Source organism: Shinella sp. GW835-FHT14H05, from assembly GCF_058793575.1.
The window spans coordinates 862,141-882,019 of the sequence record NZ_JBXAFY010000001.1; the positions used below are offsets into that span (position 1 = coordinate 862,141).

The window sequence follows — 19,879 nt, forward strand, 5'->3', positions numbered from 1 at the left end:
TCAGAAATACGACTGCAACGGTCGCACTTCGAGCTGGCCCTGCTTGAGCGCCCGGATCGCCTGGGCGGCGGCGAGGGCGCCGGCCATGGTGGTGTAGTAGGGCACCTTCTGCATCAGGGCGGCGCGGCGCAGCGACTTGGAGTCGGAGATCGCCTTGTTGCCGTCGGTCGTGTTGATGACAAGCTGGACCTGGCGGTTGCGGATGGCGTCCTCGATATGCGGGCGGCCTTCCTGAACCTTGTTGATCTTGACCGCCTCGATGCCCTTTTCGGCGAGGAAGCGGGCGGTGCCGGAGGTCGCCATCACCTTGAAGCCGATGCCGGTCAGGATGTTGATCGCCGGCAGCACGCGGTCCTTGTCCTCGTCGCGCACTGAGACGAAGACCGTGCCTTCGCGCGGCAGGTCGACGCCGGCGCCGAGCTGCGACTTGGCGAAGGCCAGTGCGAAGTCGGTGTCGAGGCCGATGACCTCGCCGGTCGAGCGCATTTCCGGGCCGAGCAGCGTATCGACGCCCGGGAAGCGGGCGAAGGGGAACACGGCTTCCTTGACGGCGATGTGCTTGAGGTTGCGCGGGTCCGGCTTTTCGCCATAGGCGGCGATCGCGGCGTCGAGGCTCTCGCCGGCCATGATGCGGGCGGCGATCTTGGCGATCGGCGCGCCGATGGTTTTCGCGACGAAAGGCACCGTACGCGAGGCGCGCGGGTTAACTTCCAGCACGTAGATCGTGCCGTCCTTGATCGCATATTGCACGTTCATCAGGCCGCCGACATTCAGCGCCTTGGCGAGCGCCTTGGTCTGGCGTTCCAGTTCGTCGACGGTCTCGCTGGAGAGCGTGTGGACCGGCAGCGAGCAGGCCGAGTCGCCCGAATGGATGCCGGCCTCCTCGATATGCTCCATGATGCCGGAGACGAAGACGTCCTTGCCGTCCGAGATGGCGTCGACGTCGACTTCCACCGCGTTCGACAGGTAGCTGTCGAAGAGCAGCGGGTTCTTGCCGAGCAGCGTGTTGATCTGGCCGGTCTTGTCGTTCGGGTAGCGCTGCTTGATGTCTTCTGGCACCAGTTCCGGCACGGTGTCGAGCAGGTAGGTCTGCAGCATCGATTCCGAATGGATGATCTGCATGGCGCGGCCGCCGAGCACGTAGGACGGGCGCACGACGAGCGGGAAGCCGATCTCGGCCGCGACGAGGCGCGACTGCTCGACCGAATAGGCGATGCCGTTGTTCGGCTGGGCGAGGTCGAGCTTCTGCAGCAGCTTCTGGAAGCGGTCGCGGTCTTCGGCCAGGTCGATCATGTCCGGCGCGGTGCCGAGGATCGGGATGCCGTTCTTTTCGAGCGCCTCGGCGAGCTTCAGCGGCGTCTGGCCGCCGAACTGCACGATGACGCCGACAAGTTCGCCTCTGGTCTGCTCGGCCTTCAGGATCTCGATGACGTCTTCGGCCGTCAGCGGCTCGAAATAGAGACGGTCGGAGGTGTCGTAGTCGGTCGAGACCGTTTCCGGGTTGCAGTTGATCATGATCGCTTCATAGCCGGCATCCTTCAGCGCGAAGGCGGCGTGGCAGCAGCAATAATCGAACTCGATGCCCTGGCCGATGCGGTTCGGGCCGCCGCCGAGGATGACGACCTTCTTGCGATCGGAAATGCCGGCCTCGGAGCGCGCAGCACCCGCAAAGGGCGTCTCGTAGGTCGAGTACATATAGGCGGTCGGCGAAGCGAATTCGGCCGCACAGGTGTCGATGCGCTTGAAGACCGGGCGCACATCGAGGCGGTTGCGCAGTTCGGCCACTTCCTTCGGGCGCTTGGCCGAAAGGGTGGCGAGGCGCGCGTCGGAGAAGCCCATGGCCTTCAGCATGCGCAGGTTTTCGGCGTCTTCCGGCAGGCCATGCTCGCGGATGCGGGCCTCCATATCGACGATCGCCTTGAACTGCTCAATGAACCAAGGGTCGATCTTGGACCCGTCATGCACCTCTTCAGGCGTAAGGCCGAGGCGCAGCGCCTGGGCGACCATGCGCAGGCGATCCGGGGTCGGGCGGGAGATCGCGGCGCGGATGGCGTTGCGGTCGTTGCCGTCGCCAAGGCCCGGGATTTCGATCTCGTCGAGGCCCGTCAGGCCGGTTTCGAGGCCGCGCAGCGCCTTCTGCAAGGATTCGGCGAAGGTGCGGCCGATCGCCATCACTTCACCGACCGATTTCATCGCGGTGGTCAGCGTCGGCTCGGCGCCGGGGAATTTTTCGAAGGCGAAACGCGGGATCTTCGTCACGACGTAGTCGATCGACGGTTCGAAGGAGGCCGGGGTCGCGCCGCCGGTGATGTCGTTTTCCAACTCGTCGAGCGTGTAGCCGATGGCGAGTTTTGCCGCGATCTTGGCGATCGGGAAGCCGGTCGCCTTGGAGGCGAGCGCGGAGGAGCGCGAAACGCGCGGGTTCATCTCGATGACGACGAGGCGGCCGTTTGCCGGGTTGACGGCGAACTGCACGTTCGAGCCGCCGGTCTCCACCCCGATCTCGCGCAGCACCGCGATCGAGGCGTTGCGCATGATCTGGTATTCCTTGTCCGTCAAGGTCAAGGCAGGGGCGACGGTGATCGAGTCGCCCGTATGTACACCCATAGGATCGATGTTCTCGATCGAGCAGATGATGATGCAGTTGTCCGCCGTGTCGCGGACGACCTCCATCTCGTATTCCTTCCAGCCGAGCACCGATTCCTCGATCAGCACTTCCGTGGTCGGCGAGGCGTCGAGGCCGGAATTGACGATTTCGAAGAATTCCGAGCGGTTGTAGGCGATGCCGCCGCCGGTGCCGCCGAGCGTGAACGACGGGCGGATGATGGCGGGAAGGCCGATCACGTCCAGCGCCTGCGCGCCGATCGCCATGGCGTGGCTCATGTAGCGCTGCTTGCGGTCGGTCTCGCCCAGGTTCCACTGGTTTTCCAGCTCGTCCAGCGCCTTGTCCAGCGCATCGCCGGAAAGCTCGGCCTTCACCTTGGCGCGCTCGGCCTCGTGCACCTTGCGGTCGAGGTCCTTGATCTCGGTGGCGTTGGCGAGCAGCGATTTCGGCGTTTCGAGGCCGATGCGGGCCATCGCCTCGCGGAAGAGCGCGCGGTCTTCGGCCATGTCGATGGCGGCGGGCTTAGCGCCGATCATCTCGACATTGTAGCGCTCCAGCACGCCCATGCGCTTCAGGGAGAGCGCCGTGTTGAGCGCGGTCTGGCCGCCCATGGTCGGCAGCAGCGCGTCCGGGCGTTCCTTGGCGATGATCTTGGCGACGACTTCCGGCGTGATGGGCTCAACATAGGTGGCGTCCGCCAGGCCCGGGTCGGTCATGATCGTTGCCGGGTTGGAGTTGACGAGGATGACGCGGTAGCCTTCCTCCTTCAGCGCCTTGCAGGCCTGTGTGCCGGAATAATCGAATTCGCAGGCCTGGCCGATGACGATCGGCCCCGCGCCGATGATGAGGATCGATTTCAAATCTTGGCGCTTGGGCATGTCTCTATCCGTTCTTCCGCGTGCGCGAAAATCCGGCCAAGGTGATGGGTTCACCGGCCGGGCGCGCAAAAATGGTCTGTCAAGGCTAGAAGCGGCTTATAGGCAAATGCGGCGGCGAGCGGAACCCCGAAAATGGAGCAATCGACAGGAAAAGTCAGCGCCGTGCGCCGTCGATGTAGCCCTGGATCGCGCGGCCGACATCCGTGACGAGGCGCTCGCGCGGCAGCGCCACGACGGGCGGCAGTTTCAGCACGTATCGGGTGAAGGCGAGACCGAGGATCTGCGTGGCGACGAGACCGGCAACGGCCGGCGTATCCGGCCCTGCGATCCGCGCGATGGCGGGGGCCACCTGTGTCGCGAAAATCTCGCGCAGCCGCTCGGCGGCAAGCTCGTTGACGGCGGCGGAGCGCAGCGCGATCGGTAGCGCGCTTCCGCCGCCGTCGCCTTCCCAGACAGAAAGGAAATGGCGCACCAACGCCTCGCCCATCGACGGGGCGGGGAGGTCGGAGAGATCGGGCAGCCGCAGGTCGATATCCGCCGCGCGGGCAAAGAGCGTTTCCTTGCCGCCGAAATAGCGGATAACCATGGCGGGGTCGATATTGGCAGCGGTGGCAATGTCGCGCACGGTCGTGCCGTCATAGCCTTTTTCGGCGAAGAGGGTGCGCGCCGCTTCGAGTATGGTCTCGCGCGTGCGGTCCGATTTGCTTTTCCGGGGTCGAGAATCACGCATGCGAAGAAAATGCCAACGCGTGTTGACAAATTCAAGCGTTGAGCATAAAAGTCAACACATGTTGATATTTGGAGAGCAACCATGCTGCCGCACGAGACCGATGTCCTGATCGTCGGGGCGGGGCCGACCGGCCTTGCTTTGGCCGTCACCCTGCAACAGGCCGGTGTCGCCCATGTCATCGTCGACCGGCTGGCCGCCGGCCAGAACACCTCGCGAGCGGCCGTCATCCATGCCCACACGCTGGAGGTGCTGGAGCATATCGGTGTCACCGACGTGCTGGAGCAGCGTGGCCTGCCGCTCACGCGCTTTGCGCTGCGCGAGCACGACAAGGCGCTGCTGGAGCTCGACTTCTCCATGCTGCCATCGCGCTACGCACAGATCCTGATGATCCCGCAGGACGAGACGGAGGCGATCCTTGCCGAGCGGCTGTCGAGCCTGGGCGGCACGATATATCGCGGCGCTTCGGCGACGACGATCGAGCCGGACGCGACGGGTGCGGTCGTCCACCTCGATACGCCGGAGGGTGTGCAGAGCATCCGCGCCCGCTATGTCGTCGGCGGCGACGGCATGCACAGTGTGGTGCGAAGCGCTGCCGGCATCACCTTCGATGGCGAGACCTACAGCGAATCCTTCGTGCTCGCCGACGTGCATATGGACTGGGCACTGAGCGACGAGGTGTCGCTGTTCTTTTCGCCGGAGGGCATGGCCGTCGTCGCGCCGCTGCCGGGCGGGCGCTATCGCATCGTGGCCCCCGTCGAGGACGCGCCGGAGGCGCCGGATGTGGCCTTGGTTCAGGCGATCCTCGACGCGCGCGGGCTGGGCAAGGGCGTCAGCCGCGTGCGCGACGTGATCTGGAGCTCGCGGTTCCGCGTGCACCACCGGGTCGCCTCGCGCTACCGCTCCGGCCCGTTCTTCCTCATGGGCGATGCCGCGCATGTGCACAGCCCGGCCGGCGGGCAGGGCATGAACACGGGGCTCGTCGACGCCGTCGTGCTTGGCCGGCTGCTGGCCGACGTGCTCACCGGCAAGGCGCCGGAGGCGACGCTGGACCTCTACGAGGAGAAGCGCCGGCCGGCGGCGGCCGAGGTGCTGGAACTGGCAGGCCGCCTGACGAAAATCGCGACGGTCCGCAGCCGCATCGGCCGGACCTTGCGCAATGTCGCCCTACGGCTTCTCGGCACCTCGCCGGTCTTCTGCCGCAAGCTCGCCCTCAATGTCTCGGGCCTCGCCCGCAAGGGGCTTGGAATGGTCCCGAGGCGGTGAGCGCCGGTCAGTCCGTCGCGAGAATGCCGGGCAGTTCCTTCAGGATGCTGTCGCGTGCCCTGAGACTGGTGCGCGGCTCCTGCTTTTTCTCGTCCTGTATAAGCCGGGCGAAGACGACAGTGCGCTCGTCGCGGCGCGCCCAGCCGACATACCAGCCATAGGGGCGGCCGTATTCCGGCGTGCCGTCGGTCTTGCGGGAATAGGCCATGCCGGTCTTGCCCTGCACGCCCCAGCCGTCCTCGATATCGCGCCGCTCGACGATCTCCATCGCCCTGTCCATCGCGTCGGCCGCGACCGGCAGTTCGTGGTTCACCATCTTCTTCAGGAATTCCACCTGTTCGCGCGGCGAGATTTTCAGCGAGGAGGCGATCCAGGCGCGTTCCAGGCCATTGTCCTTGCCGGGATCGCCCGCCATGTCGGCATTGCCATAGCCGAAGGCATCGGCATAGTCGCGCAACTGCTCGTAGCCGAGAAATTCGGTGATGCGCTGCGAATACCAGACGACGGACAGTTCCATCCAGCGCTTCGGGCTGGTCGGCTGCCGCCAGGCGTCGCCGCCCCAGTCCGGATAACCCTTCATGAAGGGCAGTACCGGTTCCTCGGCATCTTCGAGATAGCCCGAATCGTAGCCCATCACCGCGAGCGGCACCTTGAAGGTGGAGGCGGGCGTCACGCGGGTCGCGCAGTCGCCCTTTTCCAGAAAGATCTCGTCGCTTCCCGCATCGGCGACGATGGTACAAATAATGCGGGCTTGCGCCGGCACGCTCATGCCCGCAGCCAGCAGGGCGCCGGCCGCGAAAAGACGGATGTCCATCACGTTTTCCTCGAATTTTGAATGGCTTGCGCATTCTGGATAGCAATGCTTTGATGGTCTGGCAAAAGATCAATACTGGTCTCAGCCATGAGGAAAACTGGGGCATTGCCATGGTTCGGCCATATCTGCCGCTGAATGCGTTTCGCGCTTTCGAAGCCTCCGCCCGGCACCTGAGTTTTACGCGCGCGGCGATCGAGCTGAACGTCACGCAGGCGGCCGTCAGCCATCAGGTGAAGAGCCTGGAGGACCAGCTGGGCGTCGTGCTGTTCAAGCGCCTGCCGCGCGGGCTGATGATCACGGCGGAGGGCGAAAGCCTGCTGCCGGTGCTTCGCGACAGTTTCGACCGCATGGCTGACGTGGTGGAGCGCTTTCGCGGCGGGCATGTGCGGGAAATCCTGACGATCGGCGCCGTCGGCACCTTTGCGGTCGGCTGGCTGTTGCCGCGGCTGGCGAGTTTTCGCGAGCGCCACCCTTTTGTCGAAGTGCGGCTTTCCACCAACAACAACCGCGTGGACCTCGCCGCCGAGGGCCTCGATTTCGCTATCCGCTTCGGCGCCGGCGCCTGGCATGGCACGGATGCGGTCCGCCTGTTCGATGCGCCGCTCTCGGTGCTCGCCATCCCCACCGTGGCGCGCGACCTGAAGGAGCCCGCAGACCTGCTCGGCATGACGCTGCTGCGCTCCTACCGCCGCGACGAGTGGACGCGCTGGTTCGAGGCCGCCGGCCTGCCGCGCACGCCGCCGCCGCAGAACGCCATCGTCTTCGACACCTCGCTCGCCATGATGGAGGTGGTGCTGCAAGGGGCGGGCGTCGGCCTCGCGCCGCCGCTGATGTTCTCGCGGCTGCTGGGGGCGGGGGCCGTCGTGCAGCCGTTCAAGACCAGCGTGACGCTCGGCAGCTATTGGCTGACCCGACTGCAGTCGCGCAGCGTCAGCCCCGCCATGTCCGCCTTCGCGGCCTGGCTGGAACAGGCGGTGGCGGAGGAAGGGCTGGACTGAATGTCGATTGGTCCTATGCCAGCCCCGGCATGACCAGCACCTTCACCTCGCCCGGCCGTGGCGGGTTGGTCACCGCATCCGGCAGTTCATCAAGGCCGATGCGGCGGGAGACCAGGCGATCGACCTTGATCGTGCCGGCGGCGATGAGAGCGGCGGCGCGGCCGTGCGTGAAGGGATTGACGAAGGAGGTGAGGATTTTCACCTCGCGGAAGAGCAGGTCGAAGGGCTCGAAGGCCACGGTTTCCCCCTGCGGCATCACGCCGAGAATGACCAAAGTGCCGCCATTGCGCGCCAGTCTTGGCGCCTGCTCTACCGTTTCGGCCACGCCGGCGCATTCGATGACCACGTCCGCCCCGCCCGGCAGCAGGCCGGCCTTCCCGGCGATGCCCTGGATGACGTCACGGGCGGTGGGGTCGAAGGACCCGGTCGCGCCGATCTCCTCGGCGAGCGTTCGGCGCATGGCCTGGCGGGTAACGAGGATGACGGAGGCGGCACCGGCAAGGCGGGCGAGCTGCACCACCAGCATGCCGATCACCCCGCCGCCGAGCACCACGACGGAACTGCCGGGCTCTATGCCCGCCATGTCGATGCCGTGTAGGCAGCAGGCGAGCGGCTCGCAGAAAGCGCCGTGTTCCGGCGGCAGCGAGAGCGGCAGTTCATAGGCCTGCTTCTGCGGCACCAGAACATATTCGGCAAAACCACCGTCGCGGTGAATGCCGATCGCCTGCAGGTTTTCGCAGAGGTTGACGCGGCCGCGCTGGCATTGCGCGCAGCGGCCGCAATGGATGTTCGGATCGCCGGTGATGCGCATGCCGGGGCGAAAATGGATGACGGCATCGCCGACCGCCTCGACGATGCCGGAAAATTCATGGCCGAGCGTCACCGGCGGCTTGCAGGGGAATTCGCCGTGAAAGAGGTGGCGGTCCGTGCCGCAGATGCCGGCCGCCTCGATGCGCACGAGCAGGTCGTCCGGGCCGGGCACCGGCTTTTCCACCTCGCGCACGAAAAATCCGCCGATCGCCTCAAGCCGCGCCGCCTTCATGCCGTCCTCCCGTTTTCCTCGGGCGGAATAGGAGCGGGAACGGCAGGCGCGGTCAAGTCAGGTTGCGGCGACGCTCCAGTTCGGCATCGGTCGGCGTGTCGAACTCGAAGGAGCCGGTGGTGACCTCGCCGGCGCGGGCATATTTGCTGATGACGACGCCGGTATCGCTGGTGCGCGAATCGACGAGCGTCAGCGCGCGCGGGAAGGCGGTGTCGCCGAACAGCCGCTTGCCCTTGCCCAGGATGACCGGGAAGGTGAAGACGTTGATCTCGTCGACGAGGTCGTTTTCGAACAGCGCCTTCAGGAATTCCGTCGAGCCCTGCGTCAGCAGGTCCGGTCCATCCTCGTTCTTCAGCGCCTTCACGGCGGCGATCGCGTCTGCGCCGAGAACGTGGCTGTTCTGCCAGGTGGCCCTGAAGGCCGGGTTTCGGGTCGCGACATATTTATTGATGCGGTCGAAGAGCGGGCCGATCGGGTCATCCTTCTCGACATAGGGCCAATGGGCGGCGAAGATGTCGTAGGTCTTGCGGCCGAGCAGCAAGTCGAAGGGTTTTGCAAACATCTCGCCGACCGCAGCACCGCCCTTCTCGTCGAAAAGCGGGGCCACCCAGCCGCCGAACTTGAAGCCGCCGATCGGGTCCTCCAGCGGCCCGCCCGGCGCCTGCATGACGCCGTCGAGGCTGACGAATGCGCCGACTTTGATCTTTCTCATGGGTCTTCTCCTCGCGTGATCGCTTGACTGATATCTAGAGACGTGCGGCGAAAGGGCGATCCGACACGGGGCTGAAAAATGATTAGCCGCGGCCCCAGCGGGCGCGCACCGCCTCGGCGCGGCTGCGGCTCACCGGTATTTCCCGCCCGTCCTTGAGCAGGATCGTCAGCCGGCCATCGCCGCGCTGAAGTTTTTCGACATGGGCGTCGGCGACGAAATGCGAGCGATGCACCGAGAGGCCGGGCGTGGGGCCGAGTTCTTCCAGCGCATCGGAAAAGCGCAGCAGGATCAGTTCCCGGCCGCGGCTCGTCGTCACCTCGGTATAGTGGTCGGCGACGGTGAGATGCAGGATCGCGCCGCGATTTTCCGGCTTCAGCCGGCGCAGCAGCGGGACCTCGGCCCGTTCCTCCCGGGCGGGCGCCGGAGACAATGCCTGCGCCTGCTTGCTGCTCATCGTCATGAAGGTCAGGCTGCAGAACAGGGCGGAGAGCAGGAGGCCGGTCGCGATGCTTTCGGCGAGGACCGAACGAGTGATCGTGCCGCCGAAGGTCAGCAGGCTGATCGCTTCCGTCGCGAGCCCGACGGGCACGCCGGCTAGCAGCGTGCCGAGCGCCATGCGGCCGAAAAGGCTCCGGATTCTGTGCGCAAACAGTGTGTTGACGACGACGATGGTGACGATGGCGATGCCCCAAGCGACGGCGTGCAGCACGAGCCAGAAGCCGAGGCGCGGCACGGCGGCAAGCCGCTGCGACGTGCCATAGGGGCCGGTCACCCAGAAAATCAGAACGACGGCGCCGAAGGTCGCCCAGAAGCGGGGCGAGCGCAGGAAGACCTGCAGTTCACGAAGCGCGGATTGCAGGAAGGGGCGTTCCACGAAGTTTTCCGTCCATTCGGGCCAAAGCGTTTGAGGCGAACCGATCAATGTCTGAAGACCGGAGCGATTTCAACCGCATCCGGAGCCCGCCATGACCTTCGAGCCGCTTCTCAGTGCCCCTTTCGCTGTCCAGTTCCATGTGGCGACCGTGCTGCCGGCGGCCGTGCTCGGCGCCGTCCTGCTCGCCCGGCCGAAGGGCACGCCGGCCCATCGTCTCCTTGGAAAAATCTGGTTGTTGCTGATGGTTGCGACGAGTTTTTCGACCTTCTTCATCCACGACTTGAAAGTGGTCGGCGACTTCAGCCCGATCCATCTGCTCTCCGTCTACGTCATCGTCGGCAGCGTGCCGGCGATCCGCGCTGCGCGCCGCCGCGATATCCGCGCGCACCGTGCGCATGTCGCGGGCATGTATTTCGGCGGCATCGTCGTGGCGGGGCTTTTCACGCTGGTGCCGCACCGCGTGATGGGCGCGATGATCTTCGATGGCGCCTCCGGTCTGGCAAGCGGGCTGGCGGCCGCCATCGTCAGCGTGCTGCTCGTCGCGGCGGGCGGACTGGCCGTTCGCGAGGCCGGTTGGCTCGATCGCCTGCCGGCGGTTTTCCGGCGGCGCTGACGGCTGCTTTTCATTTTGCAAGGCGCCCGCCAGGCCCTATAAGCTGGTGCTGAGGAACGAATTCACCTTGTGGGCGTTCGTCGGCAATCAATTCGGGGAAATGCGCCATGGAATGGAAAGGTCGCCGTCAGTCGAGCAATGTCGAGGACCAGCGCGGGGCCGGGGGCGGCCCTTCGCTCGGCCGCGGCAATGGCGGGTTTCGTATTCCGATGGGCGGCGGACGTCGCGCCGGCGGCGGCATGAGCATCGGCACGATCATCTTCCTCGTCGTCATCTACTTCATCTTCAAGGCGATGGGGATCGACCTGTTGCAGGTGATGGGCGAGGGCGGCGGGCAGGTCAGCGTGCCGGGCTTCGAGCAGACCGAAAGCGCCAGCCAGCGCTCCTCGCCGCAGGAAGAGGAACGCAAGGCCTTCATGGCAACGGTGCTCGCCGAGACCGAAGACACCTGGAACGGCATCTTCCAGACGGCCGGCGAACGCTACGAGGAGCCCAAGATGGTGCTCTTCTCGGGCTCCGTTCAGTCCGCCTGCGGCTTTGCCTCGGCGGCGTCCGGCCCGTTCTATTGCCCGGGCGACCGCAAGCTCTATCTCGACATGAGCTTCTTCGACGAACTCGCCAACAAGTTCGACGCGTCGGGCGATTTCGCGCAGGCCTATGTCGTCGCCCACGAGGTCGGCCACCATGTGCAGAACCTCACCGGCGTGCTGCCGCGCTTCAACCAGCAGCGCCAGCGCATGAGCGAGGTCGAGGCCAACCAGATGTCGATCCGCGTCGAGCTGCAGGCCGATTGCTACGCCGGCATCTGGGGCAAATATACCGAGCAGAAGGGTCTTCTGGAGCGCGGCGACCTGGAGGAGGCGCTGAACGCCGCAACCCAGATCGGCGACGACACGCTGCAGAAGCGCACGCAGGGTTACGTCGTGCCGGAAAGCTTCAACCACGGCACATCCGAGCAGCGCCGCCGCTGGTTCAAGCGCGGCTTCGATACCGGCCGGGTCGATGCCTGCGATACGTTCAAGGGCGATGTGTAAATGAGGGACGCGCCGGCGGCACTGCCGCCGTCGGCGACCTTCAGGTCTTCCTCGACGATCGAGGCATATTTGCCGGAATGGGTGAGCGCAACCGCCAGCGCCACGACGAGCGTCGGCACGGCGATCGCGAGATTGCCACGCAGCTGCCAGAAGAACGGCCGGTGCACGACCTTTACCCACAGCAGGAAGGCCACCGGAATGCCGGCGAAGGCCAGCATGTGAAAGGCGAAGCGCAGCGGCTGGAAGGGAGCACCTTCGCCCTGCTCCGTGGCGCGAAACACGCCGTCATCGTCCATGAACCAGGCGGCGGCCGCGGCGATGAGCAGCAGCAGGATGAAGAGCGGCTTCATCACGTTTTTCCATGAGAAGATGACGCAGGCGGCGATGAACAGGCAGAAGAAGCCGCCCGTCACCAGCACCAGCGTGTCCGGCCGCGCACCGAGCAGCGCCCAGGTCTCCATCCAGAAATCGCGGCTGGTGATCAGGAAGAGATAGAGGCCGGTCGCAAGGCTGACGGTCAGGCTCGCGAAGCTGGGTCTGGCGGAAAGTTGGCTCGGGGCAGAGCGGGTCGACATTGCCGGTCCTCAAGAACTGATGCGCAGGCACACATCTCGGCGCGCACCGTTACCGGCGCATGACAATCCGTGTGTATCCGCGCATTTCTCTCACGAGGAACCTGACAGGTCGCTGACGACGGGCCGCGCAACGCGGCCCGTCGTCAGGCGGATCAGGCGCGCTTTTCGCTGTCCATATGGGCGAGCTGCGCGGCGGGGTAACGCTCGCCGGCCGCCGCATCCTTCGGCATGGCGGCTTCGATGGCCGCAAGATCGGCCTCGCTCAGCGAGACCGCCTGCGCGCCCAGCGCTTCCGCCAGCCGGTCGCGGCGGCGGGCGCCGATGAGGGGGACGATATCCGCACCCTTCGCGGCGACCCAGGCGATGGCGAGCTGGGCGACGCTCGCACCCTTCTCCTCGGCGACGCGGCGCAGCGCCTCGACGAGGGCGAGGTTCTGCTCGACATTGCCCTCCTGGAAGCGCGGGCTGATGCTGCGGAAGTCACCACCGGCAGTCGCGCCCTTCTGCCAATGGCCGCTGATCAGGCCGCGCGACAGCACGCCATAGGCGGTGATCGGGATGCCGAGCTCCCGGCAAGTCGGCAGGATGTCCTCCTCGATGCCGCGCGAGATCAGCGAATATTCGATCTGCAAATCCGCGATCGGGTGAACGGCGGCGGCGCGGCGGATGGTTTCCGACCCCACTTCCGACAGCCCGATATGGCGGATGTATCCGGCCTTCACGAGGTCGGCGAGCGCGCCGATGGTCTCCTCGATCGGCACGACCGGGTCGAGGCGGGAGGGGCGGTAGATGTCGATATGGTCGGTGCCGAGCCGTTGCAGCGAATAGGCGAGGAAGTTCCGGATTGCCGCCGGGCGCGAATCGTAGCCGCTCCACGCCCCGTCCGGCCCGCGCAGCGCCCCGAACTTCACGCTGATCACCACGTCCTCGCGCCGGCGGTCCCTGAGCGCTTCGGCGATCAGCATCTCGTTGTGGCCCATGCCGTAGAAATCGCCGGTATCGAGCAGGTTGATGCCGGCGTCGAGGGCGGCGTGGATGGTGGCGATGCTTTCGGCCCGGTCGGCCGGGCCATACATGCCGGACATGCCCATGCAGCCGAGCCCGATGGTGGAAACGGCGGGGCCGGTCTTGCCGAGGTGGGTGGTCTTCATGGCGTCTCTCCTGTGATCTGCCGTTCGGTCGACAGTCTTTTACCGCGCTGGCCTTTGTGCGATAATCCGTCCTCTCCTGAACAGCTTGTGCGGTTTTCCAAACAATGAGCCAGATCCCCCTTGCCGATCTCGATGCCTTCGTGGCCATCGCCCGGGTGAAGAGTTTTCGCGCGGCCGCCAAGCTCCGAGGCGTTTCCGCCTCGGCGCTGTCGGAGGCGATGCGGCGGCTGGAAGGGCGGCTGGACCTGCGCCTGTTCAACCGCACGACGCGCAGCGTGACGCTGACGGATGCCGGCGAGCGCCTGCTGGAGCGCCTGGCGCCGGCGCTTGCCGAAGTCGAGGCGGCGATCGATGGCGTCAACAGCCTGCGCAACCGCCCGGTCGGCCGGCTGCGGCTCAACGTGCCGGGCGTCGTCGCCCGCTTCGTGCTGCCGCCGATCGCGACGCCCTTCCTCCAGGCCTATCCCGGCATCACGCTTGAGGTCGCCTCCAACGACGCTTTGGTCGACGTGCTCGCGGAAGGTTTCGACGCCGGCATCCGCTACGAGGAGGCGCTGCACCAGGACATGATCGCCGTGCCGATCGGCCCGCGCCGCCAGCGTTTCGTCGTCGCGGCCGCGCCATCCTACATCGCCGAGCACGGCGCGCCGGACCATCCGCGCGACCTGATGCAGCATCGCTGCATCCTGCACCGCTTCGCCAACGGCCGCGTGCTGCCCTGGGCCTTCGAGCGCGGCGAGGAGAAGATGTCCCTGATGCCGCCCGCCTGCCTCATCTCCGGATTGAACGAGGTGGAGTTGCACGCCGCCACGGCCGGCCTCGGCCTCGTCTGCACCTTCGAGGAGTTCCTCGCGCCGGCGCTTGCCACCGGCGCGCTCCGGATCGTCATGCCGGACTGGATCCAGACCTTTTCCGGCCCCTTCCTCTACTATCCGAGCCGCATCTTGATGCCGGCGCCGCTGCGCGCCTTCGTCGATTTCGTGAAGGCCAATCCCTGGCCCGAATGAGGCGAAGCATCAGTGTGCCACATCCGCATCATCAAAAATTTTGCGATGTTCACGGATTGTTTCGCAGGAAAAAGTGAAATACAACTCCCCGCCTGACGTTTTGCCCGCCGCGATGGGCGCCGATCATTCCAGAGGTGACACCATGATCGATGCCAGGTCTACCCGGCGGGGGCTCTTTCTCGTCTTCATGATCATGTTTCTCGACGTGATCGGCATCGCCATCATCATGCCGGTGCTGCCGACCTATCTGCGCGAACTGACCGGTGACAACATCAGCCAGGCGGCGATCGACGGCGGCTGGCTGCTGCTCGTCTACGCCGGCATGCAGTTCCTGTTCGCGCCCTTCATCGGCAACCTGTCGGATCGGTTCGGCCGGCGGCCGGTGCTGCTCGCCTGTATCCTCACCTTCGCCATCGACAACCTCATCTGCGCGCTCGCCACCAGCTACTGGATGCTCTTCATCGGCCGCGTGCTGGCCGGCATCAGCGGCGCGAGCTTCGGCACCGCCGCCGCCTATATCGCCGACGTCTCCACCGACGAGACGCGCGCGAAAAATTTCGGACTGATGGGCATCGCCTTCGGCACGGGCTTCGCGCTCGGCCCGGTCATCGGCGGCCTGCTCGGCGAATTCGGGCCGCGCATTCCTTTCTATGGCGCGGCGGCGCTCGCCTTCCTCAATTTCGTCGCGGCCTGGGTCCTGCTGCCGGAAAGCCTGGAGCCCGCCAACCGCCGCCGCTTCGAGTTTTCCCGCGCCAATCCGCTCGGCGCGCTGTTGCAGATGCGGCAATATCCGGGCGTGCTGTGGGTCGGGCTCGTCTTCTTCTGTTACTGGCTGGCGCATGCCGTCTATCCCTCCGTCTGGCCCTTCGTCGCGGCGCTGCGTTATGGCTGGAGCGAAGGGCAGATCGGGCTGTCGCTCGGCGTTTTCGGCATCGGCGGGGCGGTCGTCATGGCCTTCGTGCTGCCGCGCGTCGTGCCGCGGCTCGGCGAATATCGCACCGCGATCGTCGGCCTCGCCTTCGCCGCACTCGGCCTCTCCGGCTATGCCGCAGCCTGGCAGGGCTGGATGGTCTATGCGGTGATCGCGCTGACGGCGCTGGAAAGCCTTGCCGACCCGCCGCTGCGCTCGATCGCATCGGTGCGCGTGCCGCCATCGGCCCAGGGCGAGTTGCAGGGCGCGCTCACCAGCGTCTCCAGTATCACGACGATCATCGGACCGCTCATCTTCACGCAGGTGTTCAGCCACTTCACGGGGCCGGCGGCGCCGGTGGTCTTTGCCGGTGCGCCCTATGCGCTGGCGGCGGTGATCCTTTTCATCGGCCTCGTGATTTTCATCGTGAAGCTGCGCGGCGCCGATGCGGGGCCAAGCGAGACTCTGGCCGCGCAATCGCCCTGAAGCGCTTTCAACCGTGACGTTTTGACGAAATTTTCGCGCAAAACCTGCGCGAGAAACCCGATTCAGCGCATTTTTGATGAAAAGATCACAGCTACTTGATTGATCGCGGCGGGACTTTGTGATCCGAAGCGTCACGAAAGTGAGAATTATGATGCACATGGCCACGCAGCGCGCGGACAATAGCTGGGGCGCCCATTTCCGGGCGACCTTCACCCTTGGCGTGCCGTTGATCGGCGCGCAGCTCGCCCAGCTCGGCATTCACACGACGGACGTGGTCATCCTCGGCCGCCTGGGGGCTGCGCATCTGGCGGCGATCGTGCTGGCGAGCCAGTTCTTCTTCACCATCTTCATCCTTGGTTCCGGCTTCGCCAATGCCGTGATGCCCATGGTGGCGCAGGCCTATGGCCGGGGCGACGCCGTCTCCGTGCGCCGCTCGGTGCGCATGGGCATGTGGGTGGTGCTGATCTATGCGGCGCTGATGATCCCGGTCTTCTACAATGTCGAGGGCATCCTGCTCTATGCCGGCCAGAAGCCGGAGGTGGCGGCGCTCGCCGGCAGCTACCTGAAGATCGCGCAATGGGGCATGGCGCCGGCGCTGCTCTTCATGACGCTGCGCGGCCTCGTCAGCGCGCATGGCCGGGCGGGCGTCGTGCTCTATGTCACGATCGTCATCCTGTCGGTCAACGCGTTCTTCGCCTATGCGCTGGTGCTCGGCCATTTCGGCTTTCCCGCACTCGGCATCGAAGGGGCGGCGATCGTTTCCGTCGGCGTCAATGTGCTGAGCTTCGTGCTGCTCACCGCCTATATCCAGCTTCGGCCGGAGCTGCGGCGCTACGAGCTCTTCGTGCGCTTCTGGCGGCCGGACTGGCCCGCCTTCCGCGAGGTCGTGCAGCTCGGCCTGCCGATCGGCTTCACCATGCTTGCCGAAGTGACCCTCTTCACCGGCGCCTCGCTGCTGATGGGCAATATCGGAACGCTGGAACTGGCAGCCCACGGCATCGCGCTCCAGCTCGCCTCGATCGCCTTCATGATCCCGCTCGGCCTGGCGCAGGCCGGCACGGTGCGTGTCGGCGTGGCGCATGGCCGGGGTGATCGCCTCGGCGTGGTCCGGGCCTCCTGGACGGTGCTGGCCGTTGCGGCGGCCATTGCGGTTGCCGGCGGCATCCTCTTCGCCCTCGCGCCCACCACGCTCGCCTCGATCTTCCTCGACACGGCGGGTAAGGATTCGGCCGCCGTTCTGGCGATTGCCGGTCCTTTCGTGGTGATCGCCGGCATTTTCCAGCTCGTCGACGGTCTCCAGGCGATTGCTGCCGGCCTGCTGCGCGGGCTGAAGGACACGCGCATCCCGATGATCCTGGCGCTGATCTCCTATTGGCCGATCGGCTTCCTTTGCGCCTGGTTCTTCGCCTTCCCGGCCGGTTTCGGCGGCGTCGGCGTCTGGTTCGGCTTCGTCAGCGGCCTTGCCGCCGCCGCCATCCTGCTCAACTGGCGCTTTTATCGCCTGGTGACCCAGGGCGCGGCCCGACCCGCCTGAATCAAAAAGGCCCCGGACGCGACGTCCGGGGCCTTTTGTTTTGCGGAAGGTGAAGCTTACGCCCGTTCCGGAATGGCCTCTTCGCCCTTCTTCTCGCGCACCAGGTTGATGAAGCGGCGGAAGAGGTAGTGGCTGTCCTGCGGGCCGGGCGAGGCCTCGGGATGGTGCTGCACGGAGAAGACCGGCTTGCCGACGAGGCGCAGGCCGCAGTTCGAACCGTCGAACAGCGAGACGTGGGTTTCTTCCACGCCTTCCGGCAGCGAGGCCGAGGCGACGGCAAAACCGTGGTTCATCGAGACGATCTCGACCTTGCCGGTCGTGTGGTCCTTCACCGGATGGTTGGCGCCGTGGTGGCCCTGATGCATCTTTTCGGTCGTGGCGCCGACGGCAAGGCCGAGCATCTGGTGGCCGAGGCAGATGCCGAAGACCGGAATGCCCGTCTCGATCAGCGTCCTGATGACCGGCACGGCATATTCGCCGGTCGCCGCCGGGTCGCCCGGGCCGTTCGACAGGAAGATGCCGTCCGGCTTCTGCGCCAGCACTTCGTCCGCGGTGGAGGTTGCCGGCATGACGGTGACCTTGCAGCCGAGACCGGCGAAGAGGCGCAGGATGTTGCGCTTCACGCCGTAGTCGAGTGCCACGATGTGGTATTTCACGTCCGCGTCCGCGAGGTCCGCGTAGCCTTCGTTCCACACCCAGGGCTCCTGGCTCCAGCGCGAGGACTGGCCGGAGGAGGCGACCTTGGCGAGGTCGAGGCCGACGAGGCCGCTCCAGGCCCTGGCTTCCGCCTTCAGCGTCTCGATGTCGAAGACGCCGTTCGGGTCATGCGCGATGACCGCGTTCGGTGCGCCATTCTCGCGGATCCAGGCGGTCAGCGCCCGCGTGTCGATGCCCGAGAGGCCGATGATGCCGCGGGCCTTCAGCCAGCCATCGAGATGTTTTGCAGAGCGGTAGCTCGAAGGGTCGGTGATGTCGGCCTTGAAGATCGTGCCGACGGCGCCGTGGCGGGCGGCCGGTGTCAGGTCTTCGATGTCCTCGTCATTGGCGCCGATATTGCCGATATGCGGGAAGGTGAAGGTGACGATCTGGCCGAGATAGGAGGGGTCGGTCAGGATTTCCTGGTAGCCCGTCAGCGCCGTGTTGAAGCAGACTTCGGCGGTCACCTTGCCGGTGGCGCCGATGCCCTTGCCTTCGATCACCGTGCCGTCGGCGAGGACGAGCAGGGCGGTCGGCTTGTCGGTGGTCCATGCGGGGGTCGAGGTCATGAGTATCCCGTTTCCGGTGCCGGGCGTAAGGCTTGAAAGCCGGGCGGCCGCGCACCATTTATCTCGCAGGCAAGGGCGCGCGGAAACCCGCGTTGGTTCGCCCTGATTGCCAAATTTCGTGCAGGTGCCGGAAAATAGACAAAGCGGATGACGGGGTCAACCGCCGCCTGTGGATTGCGTGGAATTATAAAGCGTTGAAATTCAAACGCTTATGTAATCCGTTTGCCCGCGGCCCCTTTGCCGGTCTATGAGCATGCACGAGAAAGCACTATCGAAGACCGCTCGCGCATCCGGCGCCGGGCGGCTTCCTATGGAGAAAATGATGCGCGAGCAATTCGCAAATGCGCTGAAGGATGCGCTGAAGGCCAAGGATTCCTGCCGCGTTTCGACGCTCAGGTTGATTCAGGCAACGATCAAGGATCGCGATATCGCCAATCGCGGCGTGGGCAAGGGCCCGGTCGCCGACGACGAGATCATGCAGATCCTCGCCAAGATGATCAAGCAGCGCGAGGAATCCGCCAAGATCTTCGGCGAAAACGGCCGCCCGGAGCTTGCCGCCCAGGAGCGCCAGGAAATCGTCGTGATCGAAAGCTTCATGCCGGCGCAGATTCCGGAAGAGAAGATGAAGGAACTCTGTGCCTCGCTGGTCAGTGAAACCGGCGCGCACGGCCTGCGCGACATGGGCAAGTGCATGAATGCGCTGAAAGAGCGCTATCCGGGCCAGATGGACTTCGCCAAAGCCTCCGGCGTGGTGAAGGAACTGCTGAAATAATCCGGCAGCGACCGGGTCTACAGGCAAGGGCGGCGTCAGCCGCCCTTTTTGTTGGCAGGGGTTTCGTGCCGCGGCACGATGCCAGCGCTCTTGACGGGAACCAAAAACGCCGCGCACAGTTAAACACCGCGAAACAGGAGCCTGACGATGCGTGCGCGCATCGGCCCGCCCCGGCGAAGTGCATGCTGTGCCGCCGGTTTTGTTCATGCGTAAACGTCCCGGTGGCCGTTCTCGTTAACGGAGACCGAGCCGATGCGCGTGACCTTTCTTCTTTTCCCCTTTGGCATGTTCGCCCTTGCCGGCCCCGCCCTTGCGCATGACGCGGCGAGCGGCTGGCAATACGAGCAGTTCTGCTGCAACGGCAACAGCCACAATGGCGACTGCCAGATGATCCCGGCGACGACCGTGCGCATCATCAAGGGCGGCTACCAGGTGACGCTCGCGCCCGGCGACCACCGGCTTGCCACGCGCGCCCATATCTTCCGCCTGCCGCAGGATACGACCCGCCACTCGCCGGATGGCGAATATCATCTCTGCCTCTACCCGACCGAGGACACGCCGCGCTGTTTCTACGCGCCGGACATGGGCTTTTGACGGGCAGCCTGTGAATTGCTGT

The 19,879-nt window shown here is 65.6% G+C and carries 18 protein-coding genes; 9 read left to right on the top strand and 9 right to left on the bottom strand.

All coding sequences use genetic code 11. From position 1 onward, the window contains the following. Positions 1–3,483 carry a carbamoyl-phosphate synthase large subunit gene (gene carB, locus AC1Q6Z_RS04325; RefSeq protein ID WP_439616168.1) on the bottom strand — a complete coding sequence of 1,161 codons (3,483 nt, stop codon included), beginning with the start codon at positions 3,481–3,483 and terminating at the stop codon, positions 1–3. Positions 3,484–3,637: 154 nt separating this feature from the next. Further along, entirely contained in the window at positions 3,638–4,213 is a 576-nt protein-coding gene (locus AC1Q6Z_RS04330) for a TetR/AcrR family transcriptional regulator (RefSeq protein ID WP_435267712.1), read from the bottom strand. 81 nt (positions 4,214–4,294) lie between these two features. Between AC1Q6Z_RS04330 and AC1Q6Z_RS04335 the strand changes: the two genes are divergently transcribed. Further along, entirely contained in the window at positions 4,295–5,476 is a 1,182-nt protein-coding gene (locus AC1Q6Z_RS04335; protein WP_492646845.1) for an FAD-dependent monooxygenase, read from the top strand. Positions 5,477–5,483: 7 nt separating this feature from the next. Here the strand turns inward: AC1Q6Z_RS04335 and blaOXA are convergent, their stop codons facing one another. Further along, positions 5,484–6,290: a class D beta-lactamase gene (gene blaOXA, locus AC1Q6Z_RS04340; protein WP_492646846.1), complete on the bottom strand. Its 807-nt coding sequence runs from the start codon at positions 6,288–6,290 to the stop codon at positions 5,484–5,486. Positions 6,291–6,400: 110 nt separating this feature from the next. Between blaOXA and AC1Q6Z_RS04345 the strand changes: the two genes are divergently transcribed. Further along, positions 6,401–7,288: a LysR family transcriptional regulator gene (locus tag AC1Q6Z_RS04345; protein WP_492647242.1), complete on the top strand. Its 888-nt coding sequence runs from the start codon at positions 6,401–6,403 to the stop codon at positions 7,286–7,288. Positions 7,289–7,301: 13 nt separating this feature from the next. On the opposite strand, the gene AC1Q6Z_RS04350 is transcribed toward AC1Q6Z_RS04345, so the two are convergent. From AC1Q6Z_RS04350 to AC1Q6Z_RS04360, 3 genes are all read right to left on the bottom strand, one after another. After that, the gene (locus AC1Q6Z_RS04350; protein WP_492646847.1) at positions 7,302–8,330 is read right to left on the bottom strand and encodes a zinc-dependent alcohol dehydrogenase family protein; all 1,029 of its coding nucleotides are present in this window, start codon (positions 8,328–8,330) and stop codon (positions 7,302–7,304) included. Between the two features lie 52 nt (positions 8,331–8,382). Beyond that, positions 8,383–9,042, bottom strand: a complete 660-nt coding sequence (locus AC1Q6Z_RS04355) for a dihydrofolate reductase family protein (RefSeq protein ID WP_492646848.1) — start codon at positions 9,040–9,042, stop codon at positions 8,383–8,385. Positions 9,043–9,124: 82 nt separating this feature from the next. Next, complete coding sequence (locus tag AC1Q6Z_RS04360; protein WP_492646849.1) at positions 9,125–9,916, bottom strand: LytTR family DNA-binding domain-containing protein; 792 nt, start codon at positions 9,914–9,916, stop codon at positions 9,125–9,127. A 91-nt stretch (positions 9,917–10,007) separates the two neighbouring features. Here AC1Q6Z_RS04360 and AC1Q6Z_RS04365 point away from each other — a divergent pair, with 91 nt between their 5' ends. Continuing rightward, on the top strand, positions 10,008–10,529 hold the full coding sequence (locus tag AC1Q6Z_RS04365; RefSeq protein WP_492646850.1) for a DUF2306 domain-containing protein: 522 nt from the start codon (positions 10,008–10,010) through the stop codon (positions 10,527–10,529). Between the two features lie 107 nt (positions 10,530–10,636). After that, on the top strand, positions 10,637–11,563 hold the full coding sequence (gene ypfJ / locus AC1Q6Z_RS04370; protein ID WP_256117435.1) for a KPN_02809 family neutral zinc metallopeptidase: 927 nt from the start codon (positions 10,637–10,639) through the stop codon (positions 11,561–11,563). Here ypfJ and AC1Q6Z_RS04375 read toward each other — a convergent pair. Both AC1Q6Z_RS04375 and AC1Q6Z_RS04380 read right to left on the bottom strand, forming a co-directional pair. Further along, a complete protein-coding gene (locus AC1Q6Z_RS04375) occupies positions 11,446–12,138 on the bottom strand; it encodes a phosphoethanolamine transferase domain-containing protein (protein WP_492646851.1) in 693 nt (230 codons plus the stop codon). The two genes, ypfJ and AC1Q6Z_RS04375, sit on opposite strands and share 118 nt — an antisense overlap. A 152-nt stretch (positions 12,139–12,290) precedes the next feature. Further along, on the bottom strand, positions 12,291–13,289 hold the full coding sequence (locus AC1Q6Z_RS04380; protein ID WP_492646852.1) for an aldo/keto reductase: 999 nt from the start codon (positions 13,287–13,289) through the stop codon (positions 12,291–12,293). Between the two features lie 104 nt (positions 13,290–13,393). Between AC1Q6Z_RS04380 and AC1Q6Z_RS04385 the strand changes: the two genes are divergently transcribed. The 3 genes from AC1Q6Z_RS04385 to AC1Q6Z_RS04395 all read left to right on the top strand — a co-directional run bounded on the left by AC1Q6Z_RS04385 (position 13,394) and on the right by AC1Q6Z_RS04395 (position 17,226). Beyond that, positions 13,394–14,296 carry a LysR family transcriptional regulator gene (locus AC1Q6Z_RS04385; RefSeq protein ID WP_492646853.1) on the top strand — a complete coding sequence of 301 codons (903 nt, stop codon included), beginning with the start codon at positions 13,394–13,396 and terminating at the stop codon, positions 14,294–14,296. A 142-nt stretch (positions 14,297–14,438) separates the two neighbouring features. Then, complete coding sequence (locus AC1Q6Z_RS04390) at positions 14,439–15,692, top strand: TCR/Tet family MFS transporter (protein WP_492646854.1); 1,254 nt, start codon at positions 14,439–14,441, stop codon at positions 15,690–15,692. Positions 15,693–15,840: 148 nt separating this feature from the next. Then, on the top strand, positions 15,841–17,226 hold the full coding sequence (locus AC1Q6Z_RS04395; protein ID WP_492646855.1) for an MATE family efflux transporter: 1,386 nt from the start codon (positions 15,841–15,843) through the stop codon (positions 17,224–17,226). Positions 17,227–17,282: 56 nt separating this feature from the next. On the opposite strand, the gene carA is transcribed toward AC1Q6Z_RS04395, so the two are convergent. Further along, on the bottom strand, positions 17,283–18,491 hold the full coding sequence (carA, locus tag AC1Q6Z_RS04400; protein WP_492646856.1) for a glutamine-hydrolyzing carbamoyl-phosphate synthase small subunit: 1,209 nt from the start codon (positions 18,489–18,491) through the stop codon (positions 17,283–17,285). Positions 18,492–18,813: 322 nt separating this feature from the next. Here carA and AC1Q6Z_RS04405 point away from each other — a divergent pair, with 322 nt between their 5' ends. Further along, positions 18,814–19,263, top strand: coding sequence for a GatB/YqeY domain-containing protein (locus AC1Q6Z_RS04405; RefSeq protein WP_256117427.1), 450 nt, complete (start codon positions 18,814–18,816; stop codon positions 19,261–19,263). A gap of 252 nt (positions 19,264–19,515) precedes the next feature. Continuing rightward, a complete protein-coding gene (locus tag AC1Q6Z_RS04410; protein ID WP_492646857.1) occupies positions 19,516–19,857 on the top strand; it encodes a hypothetical protein in 342 nt (113 codons plus the stop codon). Positions 19,858–19,879 lie beyond the last annotated feature (22 nt).